The 19,445-nt window shown below is 66.0% G+C and carries 12 protein-coding genes; 6 read left to right on the top strand and 6 right to left on the bottom strand.

Annotated features, from left to right (window positions below; all coding sequences use genetic code 11):
- The first annotated feature begins 877 nt into the window (after positions 1-877).
- The 3 genes from MKW15_RS10055 to MKW15_RS10045 all read left to right on the top strand — a co-directional run bounded on the left by MKW15_RS10055 (position 878) and on the right by MKW15_RS10045 (position 4,844).
- The gene (locus tag MKW15_RS10055; protein WP_240857464.1) at positions 878-1,564 is read left to right on the top strand and encodes a hypothetical protein; all 687 of its coding nucleotides are present in this window, start codon (positions 878-880) and stop codon (positions 1,562-1,564) included.
- 82 nt (positions 1,565-1,646) lie between these two features.
- On the top strand, positions 1,647-2,186 hold the full coding sequence (locus tag MKW15_RS10050; protein WP_240857463.1) for a dihydrofolate reductase family protein: 540 nt from the start codon (positions 1,647-1,649) through the stop codon (positions 2,184-2,186).
- A gap of 63 nt (positions 2,187-2,249) precedes the next feature.
- A complete protein-coding gene (locus tag MKW15_RS10045; RefSeq protein WP_240857462.1) occupies positions 2,250-4,844 on the top strand; it encodes a LuxR C-terminal-related transcriptional regulator in 2,595 nt (864 codons plus the stop codon).
- Positions 4,845-5,108: 264 nt separating this feature from the next.
- On the opposite strand, the gene MKW15_RS10040 is transcribed toward MKW15_RS10045, so the two are convergent.
- Positions 5,109-6,317: a PucR family transcriptional regulator gene (locus tag MKW15_RS10040; protein WP_240857461.1), complete on the bottom strand. Its 1,209-nt coding sequence runs from the start codon at positions 6,315-6,317 to the stop codon at positions 5,109-5,111.
- Between the two features lie 141 nt (positions 6,318-6,458).
- Between MKW15_RS10040 and MKW15_RS10035 the strand changes: the two genes are divergently transcribed.
- The gene (locus MKW15_RS10035) at positions 6,459-7,955 is read left to right on the top strand and encodes a flavin-containing monooxygenase (protein WP_240857460.1); all 1,497 of its coding nucleotides are present in this window, start codon (positions 6,459-6,461) and stop codon (positions 7,953-7,955) included.
- A 63-nt stretch (positions 7,956-8,018) separates the two neighbouring features.
- Here MKW15_RS10035 and MKW15_RS10030 read toward each other — a convergent pair whose 3' ends face one another.
- The 4 genes from MKW15_RS10030 to MKW15_RS10015 form a co-directional block, all read right to left on the bottom strand.
- A complete protein-coding gene (locus MKW15_RS10030; protein WP_240857459.1) occupies positions 8,019-9,407 on the bottom strand; it encodes a DUF6777 domain-containing protein in 1,389 nt (462 codons plus the stop codon).
- 173 nt (positions 9,408-9,580) lie between these two features.
- Positions 9,581-11,017: a DUF6777 domain-containing protein gene (locus MKW15_RS10025; protein ID WP_240857458.1), complete on the bottom strand. Its 1,437-nt coding sequence runs from the start codon at positions 11,015-11,017 to the stop codon at positions 9,581-9,583.
- A gap of 231 nt (positions 11,018-11,248) precedes the next feature.
- Positions 11,249-12,493, bottom strand: a complete 1,245-nt coding sequence (locus MKW15_RS10020; RefSeq protein ID WP_276614795.1) for an alpha-hydroxy acid oxidase — start codon at positions 12,491-12,493, stop codon at positions 11,249-11,251.
- A 763-nt stretch (positions 12,494-13,256) separates the two neighbouring features.
- Positions 13,257-14,744 carry a flavin-containing monooxygenase gene (locus tag MKW15_RS10015; RefSeq protein WP_240857457.1) on the bottom strand — a complete coding sequence of 496 codons (1,488 nt, stop codon included), beginning with the start codon at positions 14,742-14,744 and terminating at the stop codon, positions 13,257-13,259.
- Positions 14,745-14,864: 120 nt separating this feature from the next.
- Here MKW15_RS10015 and MKW15_RS10010 point away from each other — a divergent pair, with 120 nt between their 5' ends.
- Positions 14,865-17,117, top strand: a complete 2,253-nt coding sequence (locus MKW15_RS10010; RefSeq protein ID WP_240857456.1) for a molybdopterin-containing oxidoreductase family protein — start codon at positions 14,865-14,867, stop codon at positions 17,115-17,117.
- Here MKW15_RS10010 and MKW15_RS10005 read toward each other — a convergent pair.
- A complete protein-coding gene (locus MKW15_RS10005; protein ID WP_240857455.1) occupies positions 17,078-17,737 on the bottom strand; it encodes a fasciclin domain-containing protein in 660 nt (219 codons plus the stop codon). The genes MKW15_RS10010 and MKW15_RS10005 overlap by 40 nt on opposite strands.
- Positions 17,738-17,912: 175 nt before the next feature.
- Between MKW15_RS10005 and MKW15_RS10000 the strand changes: the two genes are divergently transcribed.
- Positions 17,913-19,445, top strand: coding sequence for a molybdopterin-dependent oxidoreductase (locus tag MKW15_RS10000; RefSeq protein WP_240857454.1), 1,533 nt, complete (start codon positions 17,913-17,915; stop codon positions 19,443-19,445).

Here is a 19,445-nt window from a genome sequence, read left to right as displayed (position 1 = left end):
AGGGGACGAGTGTTCTTCCCCTAGTTTCTTGGCGGCAAAGAGCGCTTTCTGTGCTCGACGATGATGTTCGGAGTCCGAGGTCTGCGCTCGAGGTGGACCTCGGTGAGGGTTGACCGCGACGGCGGCTTCGCCGACCACCGAGGCGCGTCGTCGGCGTGTCGTGGTTTGAGAAACCGCGTGTCTGGTCAGAAACCCGTGGCGCACCAGCGGTTTCTGGCCACACCTGCGGTTTCTGGCGACAAGTGCGGTTTCTGCGATGAGGCCGCACTCTTCCCGCCTCCACGATTGCCGACGACGTCGGCGGGTGGGTCGCTGATCCGAGAGAGTTTGGCGGCCAGCGCTCTGACCTGCAGGAATCCTACTGCTCCCCGAGGTGCGACGAGCCTCAGCTGGCTGGCGGGACCATCCCGGCGGGTACGGACGACCAGCAACCTCCCAGGAAGACGGGAAGTTCTCCCAAGCTTCGGTGTGCAGAGTCATCGCTGTCAGGAGAACCGGCGTGCCGGTTCGAGACCAGAGATGAAAGGGCGTCCAATGCCGAACCCCCCGCACAACCCTCAGCACCCGCAGCAACCGCAGGGTCCGCAGCCCCGGCACCCGCAGCCGCACCCGCGTCGTCGTCGTCGCATCCGTCGCTGGGACCCGCGCGGCCGCCGGTGGATCTGGGTCTGGCAGTGACACTGCCTCGTCGCTGCGCTCGCGTGACCTGATCGCCCGATCTTCGCGATGATGAACCCCGTCTGGCTTCGGCCCGGCGGGGTTCTGTCGTCACCGAGGGGGGTGTTCAAACGCATGAGTGCGGGGCGACCGCGGTACACCTATCGGGTTACAGTGCTTCGACGAGCCAACTTTCGGGGAACATCAGGGGTCGATGATCGTGAATGCACCACAACCGCCGTTCGGACAGCCGCAGTATCCGCCGCCAGGCCAGCAGGGTCCGCACCCGCCCCAGCCGGGTTACGGGCCGCCACCGGGATACGGGCCGCCACCGGGTTACCCGCAGGGTCCCGGCGGCGTGCCACAGGGATACGGTGCTCCGCCGGCGCGACCGGCCTACCAGCCCGCGCAGCACCAGCCGCCACCTCAACACCAAGCTCCTCAACACCAAGCGCCGCAGCACCAAGCACCGCAACACCAGGCTCCCCAGCACCAGTCGGCGCCGGGTGGCGGACAGGGATTGTCGCTGGACGCGAAGTTCTTCCCGCTGATGTGGATCTTCTTCCTGATCAAACCCAAGATCTCGATCGACGGGCACGAGTATCCGACCGGTGAGTGGGGCGTCAACAACATCCCGCTGCCGCCCGGGCAGCACCACGTGCATGTCCATGCGCCGTACCTGATCCCGACCAAGGTGGGACCGGTCGACACAACGATCAACGTGGCTCCTGGTCAGGTGGTGCCGCTCGAGTATCGGATGCCGGTGTTCGTGTTCAGTCCCGGCTCGATCGGACCGGCTCCGCAGCCCTATAACGGCGTCGTCCCGGCGATCGCGCTGTTCGTGATCCCGTTCATTTTACTTCTGCTGTTGCTGGTGGTGCTTCCCCTCCTTGCCGCGGCCGCCTAGGTCACCGATGAGTTTTGCCCTCACGCTGGGTCGAACTGTGCGAGTAGCTCCGCATCCTTGATACAGCGAAAGGCCAATTATCATGGGCAAGATCCACGTTCACGAGTTCGTCAGTCTCGACGGTGTCTTCGAAGACCCGAGATTCACCATGCCGTACGGATTTCCGGAGGCGCAGGGCGCGGTCTTGTCGTCGTTCATGTCGGAGTGCACAGGAATTCTGCTGGGGCGTAACACCTTTGAGATGTTTGCCCCAGCGTGGTCGACGCGGACGGCCGACGAAGACCCGGGTGCACCGTTCTTCAACGACAGCACCAAGTACGTGGTGACCTCCGCGTCGGAGGTCGACAGCTGGCAGAACTCGCAGGTACTCGGCACCTACGACGCCGACCGGATCCGCGAGCTCAAGAGTGCCGAGAACCTCTACGTCAGCGGCAGCGGGACACTCGTGCGGGCAATGCTCGCCGACGGCCTCGTCGACGAGCTGCATCTGTTGGTCTATCCGGTTGTGCTCGGCACCGGCGCGCGACTGTTCGAGGACATGAGCAAGACGGGCCTGCGCCTGGTGGACCACGACGTTTTCGACAACGGCGTCCTGCACCTCTCCTACGGTCCGGCCGACTGAGGCGAGTGCCGGTCGGTCGGATAACCGGTTCCCACCAGCGCTTGACGGTCGTACGATTGGGCCGTGTCGGGAACGTGGGCCCTCGTCGAGCGTCGCGTCGAGTTCGACGCCGCGCGAAATGCGCTGCTGACGAGCGACGGTCACAGCCGCGGCATCGTCCTCACCGGTTCGGCCGGCGTCGGCAAGACGACGCTCGCCCGTCAGGTCACCGAAACCCTCCCCAATGTGCGATGGGTGGTCGGTAGTGAGTCGGCGCGATCCATCCCGCTTGGCGCCTTCGCGCCGGTCGTACCACCGTCGACCGCCAAGGACGCCGTCGGTTACCTTTCCGCGGCACGCGAATCGCTGCTCGACGCGGGTGAGGTGATCCTCGGCGTCGACGACGCGCATCTCCTCGACCCACTGTCGGCAACCCTGCTGCATCAGCTCGCGATCGACGGGGATGCCCGCATCATCGCCACCATTCGCAGCGGTGAACGGGTGCCCGACGCCGTGATGTCGCTGTGGAAGGACCGCTACCTCGATCGGATCGAACTCGACGCGTTCACCCGCGAACAGAGCGTCGACCTGCTCGAGCAGACCCTTGGCGGTCAGGTGGAAGGACTCTCGGCGGAGCTGATGTGGAAGGCGTCCGGCGGCAACGCCCTCTTCCTGCACCACCTCGTCACCGGGGCCCGCGAATCGGGCAGTCTGCGATGCGAGGGCGGGATCTGGCAGCTTCGCGGAAACGCCTCGGTCACCACGGAGTTCGCGTCGTTGCTGGAAAGTCGTATCGCGGCTCTCCCCGACGGCGTGACCAACGCGCTCAATCTGCTAAGCCTCTGTGAGCCCATCGAGGTCGACCTGCTGGTCGAGGTTGCCGGCGAGGCAGAGGTCGAAGAGGCCGAGCGGCGTGGGCTGATCCGGATCACCCAGGACGGCCGGGTCCTGTTGGCGCGGTTTGCGCATCCGCTGCTCGGCGATGTGGTGCGCGGACGCATCGGTCGTCTGCGTGCCCGCCGCCTGCGTGGCGAACTCGTGACCGCACTCGCGCAACGCGGCAGGCCCAAGTCTGGTCAGGGTCGAATCAGGCTGGCGGACTTGGCAATCGACAGCGACCAGGAGACCGATCAGAAGGTCATGCTCGACGCGGCGCGCAGCGCCATCGCGCTGTCGGATGTCGCTGCGGCAGAGCGGTTCGCCCGGGCCGCCATCGAGCGGGGCGGTGGACTGGATGCGGCGGATCTCCTTGCGCGAGCGCTGCTCTGGCAGGGCCGCCCCGACGAGGGCGAGCAGGTGATGGTCGCCATCGATCCGGACACGCTCGACGAACTCGATGTTCTCCGTTGGGGAATGACACGTCTGTGGAACTTCGACTTCGCCATGGGCGACGGCGAGCGGGGCGACGAGATGCTGGCCCTCCTGCAGGCGCGGATCAGCACGCCGGCACTGGTCGACATGGTGGATGCCGCTGCCGCAGTGCGCGACATGCAGGCCAACAACCTGGTGGCCGCCGCAGAACGCGCTCGAAAGGTGTTGGGCAACGACGCCGCCATCCCGGCTGCGTCGTACTGGGCGGCGTTCGCGGCCGAGCGCTCGCTGTGCTTGATGGGTGAGGCCGACGAGGTGTTCGCGATCGCGCGGGCGGTCGAGATCCCGCCGAGCATGGACGGGTTGGTGCGGTATTCGGCGGTGTTCGGTGAACTGCAGGCGCTGGTCTATGCGGGCCGGCTCGCTCGAGCGCGCGAGTTCGCCGCGAGCTACGCCGAGTTCTCGAGTCCCGGCCAGTATCTGGCCTGGGGCATGGCGCAGACCTTCACCGGCGTCGTCGAGGCGGCGCAAGGACGGTTGGATCGGGCGGCGGCGACATTACGGCAAGCCACCGCCGCCATGGCCTCGGATGTCATGTCCGCATGGGGATTTCCGGCGCGAATGGCATTGGCGACCGTACTCGCGCAGCTCGGCGAGATCGACGAGTCGCGGGCGCTGGCCGACGCTGTTCGCAAGGATCTGCGTCCGCACGTCGCCGTGTTCGAGCCACTTCTGCGGCTGGCCGGAGTGTGGCTCGCCGCCGCCGAAGGACAAGTCTCCGAAGCGATCTGCGTGGCGCACGAGACCGCCGACTTCGCTGCTGCGTCCACCCAACGCAGCGTGGCGGCCGAGGCCCTGCATGCGGCGGCTCGCCTGGGCGACACCGACGCGGCCAAGCCACTGGCGAAGCTCGCTGCGTCCATCGACGGCGAACTCGTGCAGGCATATGTGCGGCACGCGGTCGCCGTCGAATCAAGAGATGCTGCGGCACTGGAGCTTTGCTCTGCGGAGTTCGAGACCACCGGGGCACTCGCCTGCGCCGCCGACTCGGCGGCGCAAGCGGCGGTGTTCTATGCGGCGGCCGGCGACAACCGAGCCTCGACGCGCAGTGCCTCGGCCGCTTATCGGCTCGCTGCCGAGTGCGGGGGCTTGACGACACCGGCGCTCACCGCCATGGCCGATCCGCTTCCGCTGACGCCGCGTGAGCGCGAGATCGCGAATCTCGTTGCTGCGGGTCTGTCGAACCGCGAGATCGGCGAGCGCCTCACGTTGTCGACGCGAACCGTGGAGGGCCACATCTACCGGGCATGCATGAAGGTCGACGTGCCCGACCGCGCCGGCCTGGCCGAGCGCGTTCGCGCGCGCTGATCCCAACTGCTCCCTGAGCTGAGGTGCGAGGAGCGCAAGCCGGCGGGGGTGGAATCCCCACCGCTGCCTGAGGTGTGAGGAGCGCTAGCCGGCGGGGGTGAAATCCCTACCGCTGCCTGAGGTGTGAGGAGCGCTAGCGACGAGCCTCGAAGGCCTGGTGAGACAACGATGTTCGCTCACCAGGGGCTTCGAGGCTCGCGAGCTCGCGCCTCAGCCGGCGGGCGGTGGGTACTCGCACCTCAGGCGGGGGTGAGCTGCTCAGCCTCACTTGCCTCGCCACTCGAGGACTTCCAGGCACACGGCGACGTCGACGAGATTCTCGGTGAGGGGCCTCGGTAGCAGACTCTCGGCGCGGGCGAGTCGGCGGACGATGGTGTTGCGGTGCGTATACGTCTCCTGTGCGGTCCGAACTGTGTTGCACTGCAGACCAATCCACGTGCGGAGGGTGGCCTGGAGTTCGCGCGGTGCTTGGTGGAGGTCGCCGAGGACATCGGTCACGAACTCGTCGACGGCGGGCCGGTCGGTGTCGAGCAGTGAGACCAGCCGTACGTCGTCGAACCGTGCAATCCGACGTCCGGACGTCATACGCGAGAGCACACGCTGAACTGTCAGCGCCTGAAAGTGACTGGTACGGAAGCCTTCGACGTCGTTGCCGGTTCGGCCCATCGCCATGCCGATCGTGGGATGTGCATCGAGTCGGTCGGGGATCGACGACGAGTCGGTCGGCAGCCACAACCACCACGACGACGCACTGGCGATGACCGACAGCCCGAATCGGTCGGTCACCCGGCCGAGGTCCGCGGCTGCCGCCTCGAGTTCGGCCGCCGGGTCGGGTCCGTCGGACCACAGCACGACGGCGGTGTGCCGGCCGGACAGCCGATAGCCGAGTTGCGCTTCGGCGCGAGCCCGGGGGATCGGCGCGCCTTCGAGGAGCAATGCCACGGTGGTGCGACGCTGCGCGTGCGTGCCGCGCGCGAGGTCGGCGCGTTCGGCGGCCATGCTCTTGGTCATCGCCTCGACGGTGTCGTCGATGAAGGTGGAGATCGACCTCGAGGTCACGCTCAACAGCTCATGCAGCACCTTTGTGTCGTCGGTGAGCCCGAAGCAGATCTCCATCCACAACTGCCAGGCGACGCTTTGCGCGGTCCGGAACGAATCGAGCGCGGACTCGTCGAGGCCGCGCCGGACGAGATCGCGGGTCGCGTTCACGATCTCCGGCGTCATGTTCACCGACACCCGTTCGCCGGGCCTCGACACATTGGCGGCGGCCCAGTGCATGATGTTGGCCAGGTTGGTCCGCCGGGTGCCCTCGGCGAGCACGGGGTCCTCGGCCACGGCGGCCATCCGAACACTGCCCAGCGCGGCGTCGTGCATGGCGGACACCCAATCGTCGCGCGCGTTGAGCACCAGCTGGGAGCCCTGGCGGATCACATCTCCCACGGCGGCCGATACCTGTGGCCAGTCGCTCACCATGTGGTCATTATGCACCTCATGGGACCGATTCTGGTGCGTTCTGTCACTGGCTATTGGTGTCGCCCGAGGGGATTGTGGACGCAACAGCCAGCCCAAGGAGGCACAGTGCCAACAACAGATCCAGTGCCAACAACAAATCCAGTGCCCACCAGCAACCCGGTCGACACGGTCGATGTTCTCGTGATCGGCGCCGGCATCTCCGGCATCGGCGCGGGGCACTACCTGACCACCGAACTGCCGTCGAAGACCTTCACGATCATCGAGGCGCGCGACGCCGCGGGCGGCACCTGGGACCTGTTCCGCTACCCCGGCATCCGCTCCGACAGCGATCTCCACACGTTCGGGTACGAGTTCAAGCCGTGGCGAGACAAGCAGTCCATCGCCGACGCGCCGCGGATTCTGTCGTATCTGCACGAGGCGATCGACGAGGACGGTCTCGCCGAGCACATTCGGTACGGCCATCGAGTTGTGTCGGCGGCGTGGTCGTCGGACGAATCGCAGTGGACGGTCGAGATCGACCGGTCCGAGGACAACGCGCGGATCCAGATCAAGGCGAGCTGGATCTTCTGTGGCTCAGGCTATTACCGCTACGACGAGGGGTTCACCCCGCATTTCGAAGGGCGGGACCGGTTCCGCGGACAGATCATCCACCCACAGCACTGGCCGGAGGATCTCGAGTACTCCGGGAAGCGGGTCGTGGTGATCGGAAGTGGCGCAACAGCTGTCACGTTGCTGCCGGCGATGGCCGAGCAGGCCGGGCATGTGACGATGCTGCAACGCACGCCGTCGTACATCATGCCGATTCCCCGCGAGGATGCGATCGCGAACACCCTGCGCCGACTGCTCGGCGACGAGCGCGGTTATCAGTGGGCGCGACGTAAGAACATCGCGCAGCAGAGACTCGTTTTCACGTTCTGCCAACGGTTTCCGAAGGCCGCACGGCGGGTCATCCGCTCGGTGAACGCCAAGTTCCTGCCGGCGGGATTCCCGGTCGACGAACACTTCAACCCGCCCTACGACCCATGGGATCAGCGTCTGTGCGCGGTGCCCAACGGCGACCTGTTCAAGACGATCCGCGAGGGCAAGACGTCGGTGGTGACCGACCGCATCGCGACCTTCACCGAGAACGGCATCCTGTTGGAGAGTGGCCGCGAACTCGAGGCCGACATCATTGTCACCGCAACGGGTCTCAACCTGCAACTGCTCGGCGGAATGGAACTGAGCGTCGACGGTGAGCCGGTCGCGCTGCCCGACCACGTCGTCTACCGCGGGCTGATGCTCGACGGCGTGCCCAACCTCGCGATGGCGATCGGCTACACCAATTCGTCGTGGACCCTCAAGGTCGGCCTGCTCTGCGAGTACCTGTGCAAACTGATCGGCTACATGGACGAACACGGCTACGCCGCCGTCCGCGCCGAGGCCGACCCCGCGATGGAGACCAAGCCGGTACTCGACTTCGCCGCCGGCTACGTCAAGCGAGCGCTCGCCGACCTGCCCAAGCAGGGTATCGAGGGTCCGTGGACGATGTCGATGAACTACTACGAGGACCAACGTCGTTTGCGCAGTGGCGAACTCGTCGACGATAACCTGCGTTTCACCACCACCGCGCAGTACGCGGCACCTGCGGTATCCGTGTGACCGCTAAGTGGTGCTGTTCAGAAATTCCACCGAAGACCCCCGGCGAATTTGTGGACAGGACCACTAAGACGCCGGTGCCGTTGTGGTGACCGCACCGGTGTCCTCGGGCACCGCCTCCGGCTGAGTCGTCTGTTCGACGGTCGGTTCGGTTGTCGGCTGGGTCGTCTCCACGGTGGTCTGCTCTGTTGTCTGTTCGACGGTCGGTTCGGTCGTGGTGGTCGTAGTGGTCGCTTCCGTCGTGGTGGTGGGTTCGGTCGACGGTTCCGTGGAGACCTCTGACGGTGATGGTTCGGTCGAGATGTCTGAGGGGTTGGGTTCGGTTGACTCCGAAGATGATTGGTTCGGCTCGCTCGACTCGGAATCGGGGGCGCCCTGCGGCACATTCTGCTGCTCCGATGCGACCCTGAGGAGATGGTCGGCGGGCAACGGGCTGCCCGCTCGCGCCAGGCCGTTGTCGCGAGCTTGCTCCTCGTCGGCGGGCACGAACGGAACGTTGATGCGGATGGGGTCCGGCAGAGTCTCCTCCAGCGGAGGGTAGAGGGAGATGTCGTTGATCTCGGGTCGGAGGTAGAGACCGTATGTGTTGCCCGTCAGCGGGTCGACGAGCGTCAAGAAGCCTTGCCCGGGCAGCTGATTGCCGTCGGGTCCGGGCGGTGGTGGTGGCGGGACGGGCACGATCATCGGCTTGTTGTCGACCGTGTCGACGCGACGATCGTTGGGGCAGACGCGGGTGACCAGTTTGGTCTGGTATTCCTCCCACTGTCTGCCTTCGAGTCGGTAACCGCCGACCGGGGTTTCGGCGGGCGGGGTCAGCGGGTTGCCGCCCGCGCAGCGTACGCGGGGAACACCGGCACTGTCGATGAGTACGGACGTACCGTTTTGCAGGACCGCCTGATATGGCCGAGCGCTGCCGTCCTTGTACGCGTGGTCGGTGACCCAGGTGTCCGCGGTCAGTGACACCGACGACAGGGTGTTCAAGTAGTGCGGAATCGACGATGTGCGGATCCCGAAGACGCCGGCCCATGCTGTCGCCGCCCTCTGATCGGCAGTCAGGTTGCGTGCCAACGCATTCGTGTCGCAGGTCGGTCCACCGCGGGCGTAGAGGCCAGGCTGGGTGCCGTTCACCTGCCTGGTGCCGTCCTTGGGTGCGCCCACCTGTGCCGACAGATGCACCTTGTCGAGCGATGTCCGTTGAGCCACGTTGGCCGGTGTGGTGAACGGATCGATGCCGGGTTCATTCGCAGAAGTGAGTGTGAGGCCGGGAATCGTGAAGTTGTCGTCCTTGGACTTGGTGACGAAGATGAATCCCGCCACGAGCACGAGGGCCAGTACCACCACTATGGCAGCCAGGGCGTAGGTGAGACCGCGGCGAGGACGAGGAGCAGCGGGCTGGGCTCCGCTGTAAGGCCCCGGTGGGTAGGTCGGTGGACCAGGCGGCGAGTAGTACGACATTCGGCACGCTCCTACGGCCTGCGGCGCTCGCCGCGGGGCAAGTGTTCGTGCTTCGAGTATCGGGGCGAGGTGTGCCAACGGGCAATCGGATGTCGGATCATGAACCGACATGAGGAGTCGATCTACTCCGATCGAACGACGGCGGACGATCCCGTCCGCCGGCGCGCTTGTCGCTAGGACACCGGTTCAGTCGTGGTGGTCGTCGTTTCCGTCGTGGTGGTCTCGGTTGTGGTTTCGGTGGTCGTCGTCTCGGTGGTGGTTGTTTCCGTGGTGGTGGTCTCGGTTGTGGTGGGCGTTGTGGTCTCGATGGTCGTGGTAGGTGTCGTGGTCTCGACCGTCGTTGTGGGCGTTGTGGTTTCGGTGGTGGTTGTCGGAGTCGTGGTCTCCGTCGTGGTGGTTGTTTCCGTCGTCTGCGGTCCACGTGGGAACGCAGGCACCGACGTCGTCGTCGACACGGCGGTCGACTCCAGGCCACCCGGCGTGCTGGTCACCTCGAGGGAACTCGACCGCGCCGCGCTCGTCTCGGACTCCGGTGCACCTTCCGGAACTCCGCGGTTCGCGGTGGCCCGTTCGGTGACCTCGGTCGCGGGAAGCGGGCTGCCCGGGCGAGCGAGGCCGTTGTCTCTGGCCTGTGCCTCGTCCGTGGCGATGAAGGGGGTGTTGGCGACGAAGGGGTCGGGAAGTGGAGCCGGCAAGGGGGGCAGCCCATAGAGGTCGACGCCGCCGCCGACCGGTCGGGGCGCCACGATGCCCGTCCGCACGTCGACGACCTCGAGCACGCCGCGGCGCGGGCCGTCCTGCGGTCCTGGTCCGGGGCGTTCGATGATCGTCGTCGTGTTGTTGATCGTGGTGACGTACTGATTCTGGTAGCAGATGCGGGTGACCCGTTCGGTCTCGTACCCGTCCCACCTGTTGCCTTCGAGGCGGTAGCCGCCGACGGGTGCGGCCGCGGGCGGCCCGAGCGGACTGCCGCTGATGCAGCGGACGCGCGGGACCCCGGCCGGGTCGACCAGCACGCACGTACCGGCCTCGAGTACCGCCTGATAGGGCGATGCCGATTCGTTGGCGTAGCGGTGATCGGTGACCCAGGTGTCGCGGGTCAGCACCACCGGTGTGAGGGTGTTCAGGTAGTAGGGCACCGCGGCCTCGCTGATGCCGTTGGCCTTACCGAACGCGCGGCCTGCCGCGGGCTTGGCGGCGTACTGGCGCGACAGCTGGTTGGGGATCGACGACGCACCGGTCTCGGCGGGGTAGACGCCATAGAGCCCGGGCTGCGAACCGTTGACCGTCACCGTGCCCTGCGTCGGATACCCGACCTGCGCCGAGAGCTTGACATTCCCGAGCGACGACGGCTTGGCGACGGCGACTGCGGTGGTGAACGGGTCGACGCCGCGGTCCTCGGCGGAGGTGAGTGTGAGTCCGGGGATCTGGATGCTGCCATCCCGGGCCTTCACGACGAGAACCACGCCGGCCGCGAGCACCAACGCCAGAACAACGACGATGGCCGACAGCACAAAGGTCAGTGCCCGTCGATTGCGCGGCGGAGTAGCCATCGGTCCGGTGAAAGCGCCCGAGGGAGACGTCGGTGGGCCCGGCGGGTAGTACGACATCGAGAACACACTCCTTGGGACCGACTCGCGCACACGTGAGAACTCAGTATTGTGGCGCGCGACGGGATCGGGCAACCCGTATCGGCCCTGTTCGGCGCATTGATTGTAAAAACACCCGAACGGACTACAGCCGCGTAACGTCGCAGCTCCGGGGAGCGATATACACAGGATCCACCCACGGGAGCCTCGTGGAGCGGAGGGGGCCTCAGGGTGCGGAGGGAACTCTTCGAGTCAATACCGAGCGGCGTCGGTCCGCGGGATGAGCCGCATCAGTTGCGTGACGTGCCCGGGGTTCAGGTCGTCGAGCGTTGCGACGCCGAGCAGGCGCATGGTGCGTTCGATCTGCTCGGTCAGGATCGCGATCATCCGGTCGACACCCGCCTCGCCGCCGGCCATCAGCCCGTACAGATATGCGCGGCCGACGAGGGTGAAGTCGGCGCCCAGTGCGATGGCGGCGACGATGTCGGCGCCCGACATGATTCCGGTATCCAGGATGATCTCGGTGCGCTCACCGAGCTCGGCGGCAACGCTGGGCAGCAGGTGGAACGGGATGGGCGCGCGGTCGAGCTGGCGGCCGCCGTGATTCGACAGCACGATCCCGTCGACGCCGAGGTCGACCACCGCCTTCGCGTCGTCGAGCGTCTGGATGCCCTTGACCACGAGCTTCCCCGGCCACTGGGACTTGATCCAGGCGAGGTCGTCGAAGGTGACGGTGGGGTCGAACATGGTGTCCAGTAGTTCGGCGACCGTTCCCGACCACCGATCCAGCGATGCGAAGGCGAGTGGTTCGGTGGTGAGGAAGTCGATCCACCACTGTGGCCGGGGGAGCGCATTGATGACCGTTCCGAAGGTGAGCGCCGGCGGAATCGACATGCCGTTGCGTTTGTCGCGCAGCCGGGCACCGGCGACCGGCACGTCGACCGTCGCGAGCAAGGTGTCGTAGCCGGCTTTCGCGGCGCGGTCGACGAGGGCCATCGAGCGGTCCCGGTCTTTCCACATGTAGAGCTGAAACCAGTTGCGGCCCGATGGGTTTGCGTCCTTCACGTCTTCGATCGACGCCGTGCCCATGGTGGACAGCGAGAACGGGATGCCGGCCCGCGCGGCGGCTCGGGCGCCCGCATACTCGCCCTCGGTCTGCATCATCCGGGTGAAGCCGGTGGGAGCGATGCCGAACGGGAGTTCGCTCCGACCGCCCGCAATGGTGCAGCTGGTGTCCACCTTGGCCACGTCGCGCAGGATCGCGGGGTGAAACTCGATGTCGCGGAACGCTTGTCGTGCGCGTTCGATCGACAGTTCGGCCTCCGCCGAGCCGTCGGTGTAGTCGAAGGCGGCCTTCGGTGTGCGACGCTTGGCGATCTTGCGGAGATCTTCGATGGTCAGCGCCGCGTCGAGCCGCCGTTTCTTGGCGTTGAACTCCGGCTTCTTGAACTGCATCAGCGGTGCGAGGTCGCGCACCTTGGGGATTCGACGTTCCATGGTCAGACCCTCTCTGCCGAGCTGGGGGTTGCCGCGATGGTCGCGCCGGCAAGCTCTCGGGTAGTTCGTGGATGGTACTGCTGCGGGGAAACGGGTGGCTACCAGCGAGCGTAGATGCTGCAGGTCGCTGTCGACCAAGTGTTGCGCGGCCAGGCTAGAAACAGCGACTGCTCGATGGTCGGATCTGCGAACGCGACCACATTCCGCGTCAGTGCAGTGGTTCTCGGCGTGAGCTCAGAGCGGGCTGTAATAGAAATAAGTGAAGACCGCGACAGTGGCACTGAGGGTGCTGTACCCAACGAGTCCGGCCCGCAAGATGGCGCGTGGATAGGGGCGAAGCACGCTGACTGCTACCCACAATGCGACACCTCCTACGACAGGAAGCAAGGCCGCGATCCACCACTGCCACGATTCCGGGTATCGACTGATGTTCATCAGAGCGCAGAGTGCTTCACGTGTGAGTGTGTAGGTGATGAAAGCGATCATCACGCCTGCAACCGCAGTCACAATGATTGGCCACCGCGGTGCCACTTCTAGCCCAGCCCGCAGATGTACCAACCACCGTCGCCGCGTTGGTACACCCCCTGGACGTGCAGCACATTGTTGCCGTCGAGCCCGCGTGCTCCTAAGGCCCTGCCCCCGACAGCGCGCACCTCAACCCCCGATGAGTGTGTATGAAGCACCGCCGCCAGTTCGCGATGGTGAACTTCGACTCACGCTTTCACACGAGGATCTAAGACACAAGCAGTGCGGCTCTGATAGTTCAGACCCGCCCGAACACCATGCCTTCCTCGACCTTGTCGAGCCGATGGTCGATGGCGTCGCGGTAGTAGTTGTGGCGCACCTGCCAATGCCCGTGCGTCCCCGATTTGGGCAGGGCCTCGGGTGAGCGCTGCACATAGCCCGCGGTGAGATCCCAGAGCGGCTTCGACGGCATCGACTCGTCACCGAGATGCGGATGGGCGTTGGTGTAGCCGTGATCGCGCATGTACTTGATCAGCTCGGCCACCGATCGTGCGGTCATGTCGGCGCGCAGCGTCCACGACGCGTTGGTGTAGCCGACCGACCAGGCCAGATTGGGAACATCCTCGAGCAGGTGGCTCTTGAAGACGAACCGATCGTGCGGCTTGATCTCGGCGCCGTCGACGCGAATCTTCGTGCCGCCGAAGCCCTGCAATTCCAGGCCGGTGGCGGTGACGATGATGTCGGCGTCGAGGTGCCGGCCCGACGTCAGAGTGATGCCGGTGGCGTCGAATCGGTCGATGTGGTCGGTGACCATCTCGACCGCCCCGCTCGTGATGTCCTCGAACAGATCCGCGTCGGGCACCATGCACATCCGCTGATCCCACGGGTTGTAGCGCGGGTTGAAGTGCACGTCGATCGGGTAGTCCTCGGGCAGGTTCTTCGCCACATTCGAGCGGATCATCTTGCGCCCCAGCTTTGGGAACCGATGCGTGAGATGCACGATCGCGGCCGTCTGCGCGGCATACCGAGCCCGCACAACCCGATGTGCGGCCTTGGCGGGCAGCACCTTTCGCACGGCTGGAGCGAAATACTGCTTCTGCTTCGACGAGAAGATGTAACTCGGCGAGCGCTGCAGCATCACCACGTGCTGCGCGCCGCGGGCCAACGGTGGGACGAGGCTGACGGCGGTCGCGCCGCTGCCGATGACCACCACGTTCTTGCCCGAGTAGTCGAGATCTTCGGGCCAGTGCTGCGGATGCACGATCTGGCCGGTGAACTCGTCGGAGCCGGCGAAGACCGGGGTGTAGGGATTGTCGTAGTCGTAGTAGCCGGTCGCGAAGACCACGAAGCGGCAGCGATAGGTCTCCGACGACCCGTCGCCGCTCGTCACCGCCAACGTCCACTTGTCGACGGTCGAATCCCAGTCCGCGGACACCACGTGCCGGTCGAACCGGATGTGGCGGTCGATGCCGAACTTGCGGGCGGTGTGCTCGATGTAGTGCCGGATGTCCTCACCATCGGCGAGGGCATTGGGTTTGCGCCACGGCTCGAACGGATAGCTCAGGGTGTAGATGTCGCTGTCCGACCGGACGCCGGGGTAGCGAAACAGGTCCCACGTGCCGCCCATGCCGCTGCGCCGTTCCAGGATCATGTACTCGACGTCCGGGTTCTCCTCGCGCAACCGGTAGGCGCAGTCGATCCCCGACAACCCGGCTCCGATGATGATGACGTCGGTGTCCGCTGTGACGTCAGAGACGGCAGTGACGCCGGGGTTGGTTTCGGTCACGCGAGACCTCCTTGGCAGCGTTCGCATCAGGCCCTGTCATCATGCAACACTTGTGTTCAGATGTGAACGGAATCACAGCCGCAGCCCGGCTGAGCCCGCATCGTCGACCAGGGGAGCACCATGCATGAGGACAAGCCCACCTACTGCCGGATCTGCGAGCCGCTGTGCGGGATGATCGCGACGGTCGAGGACAACAAGCTGATCGCGTTGCGACCCGACAAGGAGCATCCGCTCTCCAAGGGATTCGCCTGCCCCAAGGGCATCGCGTTCACCGAGATCGTCAACGACCCCGACCGGGTGCGCCACCCGCTGCGACGACGGCCCGACGGCGGGTTCGACCAGATCTCGTGGGACACCGCGCTCGGCGAGATCGGTGAGCGTTTGACCGACGTGCAGCGCCGCCACGGCAGCAAGTCCATCGGCTGGTACTTCGGCAACCCGGCGACCTTCTCCACCGGCCACACCCTGTGGACGGGTGTATTCATGTCGCTGCTCGGCACGCAGCACGTGTACTCCGCCGGCTCCCAGGACGTGAACAACCGGTTCGTCGCCAGCCACTTCCTCTACGGTAACCCGGTGGCGGCGCCCATCCCGGACATCAACCGCGTCGACCATCTGTTGGTGATCGGAGCGAATCCCATTGTGTCGCACGGCAGTGTGATGAGTTCACCGCGTATCCGTGACGGCCTGCGGGCGATCACCAAGCGCGGCGGCACGGTCACCGTCCTCGACCCCCGGCACACCGAGACGGCACGCGAATTCGACTGGCTGCCCATCACTCCCGACACCGACGCACTGTTCCTGCTGTCGTTGCTGCACGTGATGTTCGACGACGGGCTCGCCGACGAGACATTCCTGCGCAAACGCACCAGGGGGTTGGACGAGTGGAAGTCGATTGTTGCGCAGTATCCGCCGGAGGAGACCGCCGCGCACACCGACATCCCCGCCGAGCGGGTGCGGGAGATCGCTCACGCACTCGTGACGACCGAACGGGCCGCCGTCTATGGACGTATCGGCACGTCACTCGGGCGGACCGGGACCCTGACCACGGCGCTTCTCGACATGGTGAATCTGGTGGCCGGCAATCTCGACGTGGTCGGCGGGTCGATGTTCGGGGACCTGGGCATTCCTGGCCAACGACTGGGTGTGGCTGCGCTGCAGCGTATCTCGAGCTTCGCCTACGCCGGACGACGCAGCCGGGTGGGCGACCTGCCCCAGGTGCTCGGCACGGCTCCGGCGTCGGTGATGGCCAAGGAGATCACCACCGGCGGCGCGGGGCAGCTTCGTGCGCTGTTCGTCAGCGCGGGCAACCCGGTGCTCTCGGTGCCCAATGGCGACGAATTGCGTTCGGCGCTTGACGAACTGGACCTGATGGTGTCGCTGGACATCTATCGCAACGAGACCAACGCGCACGCCGATTACATTTTGCCCGCGACCACGATGTACGAACGGTCCGACTTCTTGCTGCCGTTCCAGATGCTGTTCACCACGCCGTTCAAGCAGGCCACCGAGGCGGTCATACCGCCGCAGGGCGAGGCCCGCGAGGAGTGGACGGTGATCAACGAACTGATCGCGGTACTCGCGCGACGCAATCCACTGATCGGGCTGATGCACGCCGGCAATGTGGTGTCGAAGCGTTTGGGTATCCCGACCACCCCACGTCGTGTCTCCGATCTCGTGGTCCGAATCGGAATGGGCGGCAATCGCTTTGGACTTCGACGCGGCGGCCTCACGTACCGGCGGCTGGTCGAGGACCACCCGCACGGCGTGGTGGTCGCCGACAATCTGGCACCCGGGCAGCTGTCGAAGATCATCACCTTCCGCGACCGCAAGATCCGGCTCGACGCGCCCGAGTTGCTGGCCGAGCTCGACCGCATCCAACCGTCGGTACTACCGGAATTCCCGTTGCGGCTCATCGGGATGCGCGAGATCCGGTCGGAGAACAGTTGGCAGCACAACGCACCGCTTCTGTTGCGGGGTGGTCGGAAGCATGCCGCTCGTATGCACCCACGTGATGCCGCCGAACGCGGGATCGCCGAGGGTGAACTCGTCACCGTCGCATCACGTCACGGTCGTATCTCGCTGCCGGTGATGCTCACCGACGACATCAAACCGGGCGTGGTCGCGATCCCACATGGCTGGGGACACAACGGTTCCGGCGGTTGGACCCAGGCCAATGCTGCTGCCGGAAACGAGCTGGGCTCCGGTGGCGCCAATGTCAACGCGCTCATCTCCTCCGACCCCGCCGACCTCGAACGGCTCGCGGGCATGGCGAACATGACCGGGGTGCCGATCGAGGTGACGGGGATCAAGCAGGAGCGCAGCGCTGCCGATCAGGAAGCCGGCGGCGTCAGCACTGCGTCGATCATGTAGACCTGCGCGTTCGCGGTCTTCACGCCACCGCAGACAACGCTGGCGGTGTTGACCTTGAGGGCCTCAGGCGTGCCGGTGACGGTCACGTCCTGACCTTCGAGCGTCTTGTGAGTGCCGACCACCGCGTCGGGTGCTGCCTGACCCGAAACCACATGGTAGGTCAGGATTTTGGTGAGCATCGCCGAGTCGGTCTTGAGTTGCTCAAGGGTCGCCGGAGGTAGTGCGGCGAACGCGGCGTTGGTCGGCGCGAAGACCGTGTACTGACCGTTGTTGAGCGTATCCACCAGGTTCACCTGCGGATTCAGCTGTCCTGAGAGCGCCTGGGTGAGCGTGCTCAGTTCGGGATTGGCGGCAGCGGCGGTCGCCACGGGTGCGGTCGCCATGCCGTCGACCGAACCGGGGCCGCTCGGGTTGGCCGAGGCATAGGCAGCGCAGCCGGGTCCTACCGGTCCGGCAGCCGGAGCCATTGTCCCACTGCTCATTCCGGGCATCGAGCTCATGCCCGACGTCATACTCGAACTGCTGGAATCGGTGTCGCTGGAACAACCGGCGACAACCCCGGCAGCCAGCGCGAGTCCCGTCAGGGCAACGGCGATCCGGGGAACTCTTGTGGTGGCCATGATCGGTCCAATCTGTAGGCAATAGAGCCGGCCGAGTGGCCGTCCTCATAGGTCATTCGCGGCGGGGCCGGTCCCGGATGGGTGCGGAGCCAATCCGCGAGACGCCGTGGCGCGAATGACTCTCTGACAGCTCGCCTACCGCGGGCATTGTCTTCGATGAGAGGCAGCAGTTCGGATGGATCGCGAAAAGTACGTCAGAGCAGCGATTTCCGGGGTGGCGGCCACGGGGGTGGGACTGGCCGTCGGCGAGTTGGTCGCCGCGGCGATATCGCCGTTCGCCTCGCCCTATCGGGCGGTGGGCGCGTTTCTCGTCGACCACTCACCGGCCTGGGCGCGGGAGTTCGCGATCGAACGCTTCGGCACCGCCGACAAGACGGCACTACTGGTGGGTATGGCGATCGGAATCCTGCTCATCACGGTCGCGGCCGGGGTGTTGCAAGCACGCCGGCCGCCGCTGGGTGCGCTGGTGGTCGCGTGTTTCGGCGCGGTGGGTGTCGTAGCGGCCATGACACGGCCGACCGCCCACCTGACATACGCGATCCCGTCCGTCGTGGCAGGTGTCGTCGCGGTGATCGTCCTCGTGGTGCTGTGCCGGGGCGGCCGAAGCGCGACAACAGAAGGCGACGAGACCGGGAAGCCGGAGTGGTCGCGCCGCAAGTTCGTCGGCGTCGTGGGTCTGCTGGTGGTCGCGGCCGGGGCGGCCGCCGTGGTGGCCCGTCAGGTTGCCGAGGCGGGCGGCGTGTTGCGTGAGCGGGCGAGGCTGCGACTCCCGACGGCAGCATCACCGAGTCCGGCGATCCCGAACGGCACCGATGTGGCCATCCCCGGGGTCACGCCCTTTCAGACAACCAACGCGGCCTTCTACCGCATCGATACCGCACTGCAGGTGCCACAGCTCAGCACCGACGACTGGCAGCTGCATGTCCACGGGATGGTCGACGAGGAGTTGACGCTCACGTGGGACGACCTCATGGACATCCCGGCGGTGGAGCGCATCATCACGCTGACGTGTGTCTCCAACGAGGTCGGCGGCGACCTCGCCGGAAATGCGCGCTGGCTGGGCTATCCGATGCGGGACATATTGTCGCGAGCCGGAATTCGGCCCGACGCCGACATGCTGCTGTCGACGAGTGTCGACGGCTGGACGTCGGGGACTCCGCTCTCTGCGGTCACCGATGGTCGTGATGCATTGCTCGTCGTCGGCATGAACGGGGAGCCGCTGCCACTGGAACACGGCTACCCCGTGCGGCAGGTGGTTCCCGGATTGTATGGCTTCGTCTCCGCGTGCAAATGGGTGATCGACTGGGAGATAACTCGATTCGACAGGGCGTCGGCCTACTGGACCAAGCGAGGATGGGGTGAGCAGGCGCCGATCAAGACCGCCTCCCGCATCGACCGTCCGGCTCCGTTGTCGACCTCACCGCCCGGACCGGTGGTGGTCGCGGGTACGGCCTGGGCGCAGCACCGCGGAATCCGGGCCGTCGAGGTCCGCGTCGACGACGGTCCGTGGCAGAAGGCGACGCTGGCTACGCAGTACTCGACAGATACGTGGCGGCAATGGCATTGGACGTGGGACGCCACCCCGGGGCAGCACACGCTCTACTGTCGGGCCACCGACGCGACCGGTGCCGTGCAGCCCGAGCGGCGCGTCGCACCGATTCCCGACGGCGCCACCGGATGGCACAGTCGGGTGCTGCGGATCGGATAG

It is taken from the genome of Gordonia gummivorans, from assembly GCF_022513585.1.
GTDB lineage: Bacteria > Actinomycetota > Actinomycetes > Mycobacteriales > Mycobacteriaceae > Gordonia.
The sequence above is the reverse complement of the archived record's forward strand: the minus strand, read 5'-3'. Positions and strand labels throughout refer to the sequence as shown.

Coding starts and splice junctions, on each gene's coding strand:
- MKW15_RS10050 (WP_240857463.1), top strand. CDS start 1,647: ATGGGCAAGATCCACGTTCACGAGTTCGTCAGTCTCGACGGTGTCTTC.
- MKW15_RS10040 (WP_240857461.1), bottom strand. CDS start 6,317: ATGGTGAGCGACTGGCCACAGGTATCGGCCGCCGTGGGAGATGTGATC.
- MKW15_RS10030 (WP_240857459.1), bottom strand. CDS start 9,407: ATGTCGTACTACTCGCCGCCTGGTCCACCGACCTACCCACCGGGGCCT.
- MKW15_RS10025 (WP_240857458.1), bottom strand. CDS start 11,017: ATGTCGTACTACCCGCCGGGCCCACCGACGTCTCCCTCGGGCGCTTTC.
- MKW15_RS10020 (WP_276614795.1), bottom strand. CDS start 12,493: ATGGAACGTCGAATCCCCAAGGTGCGCGACCTCGCACCGCTGATGCAG.
- MKW15_RS10010 (WP_240857456.1), top strand. CDS start 14,865: ATGCATGAGGACAAGCCCACCTACTGCCGGATCTGCGAGCCGCTGTGC.
- MKW15_RS10005 (WP_240857455.1), bottom strand. CDS start 17,737: ATGGCCACCACAAGAGTTCCCCGGATCGCCGTTGCCCTGACGGGACTC.
- MKW15_RS10000 (WP_240857454.1), top strand. CDS start 17,913: ATGGATCGCGAAAAGTACGTCAGAGCAGCGATTTCCGGGGTGGCGGCC.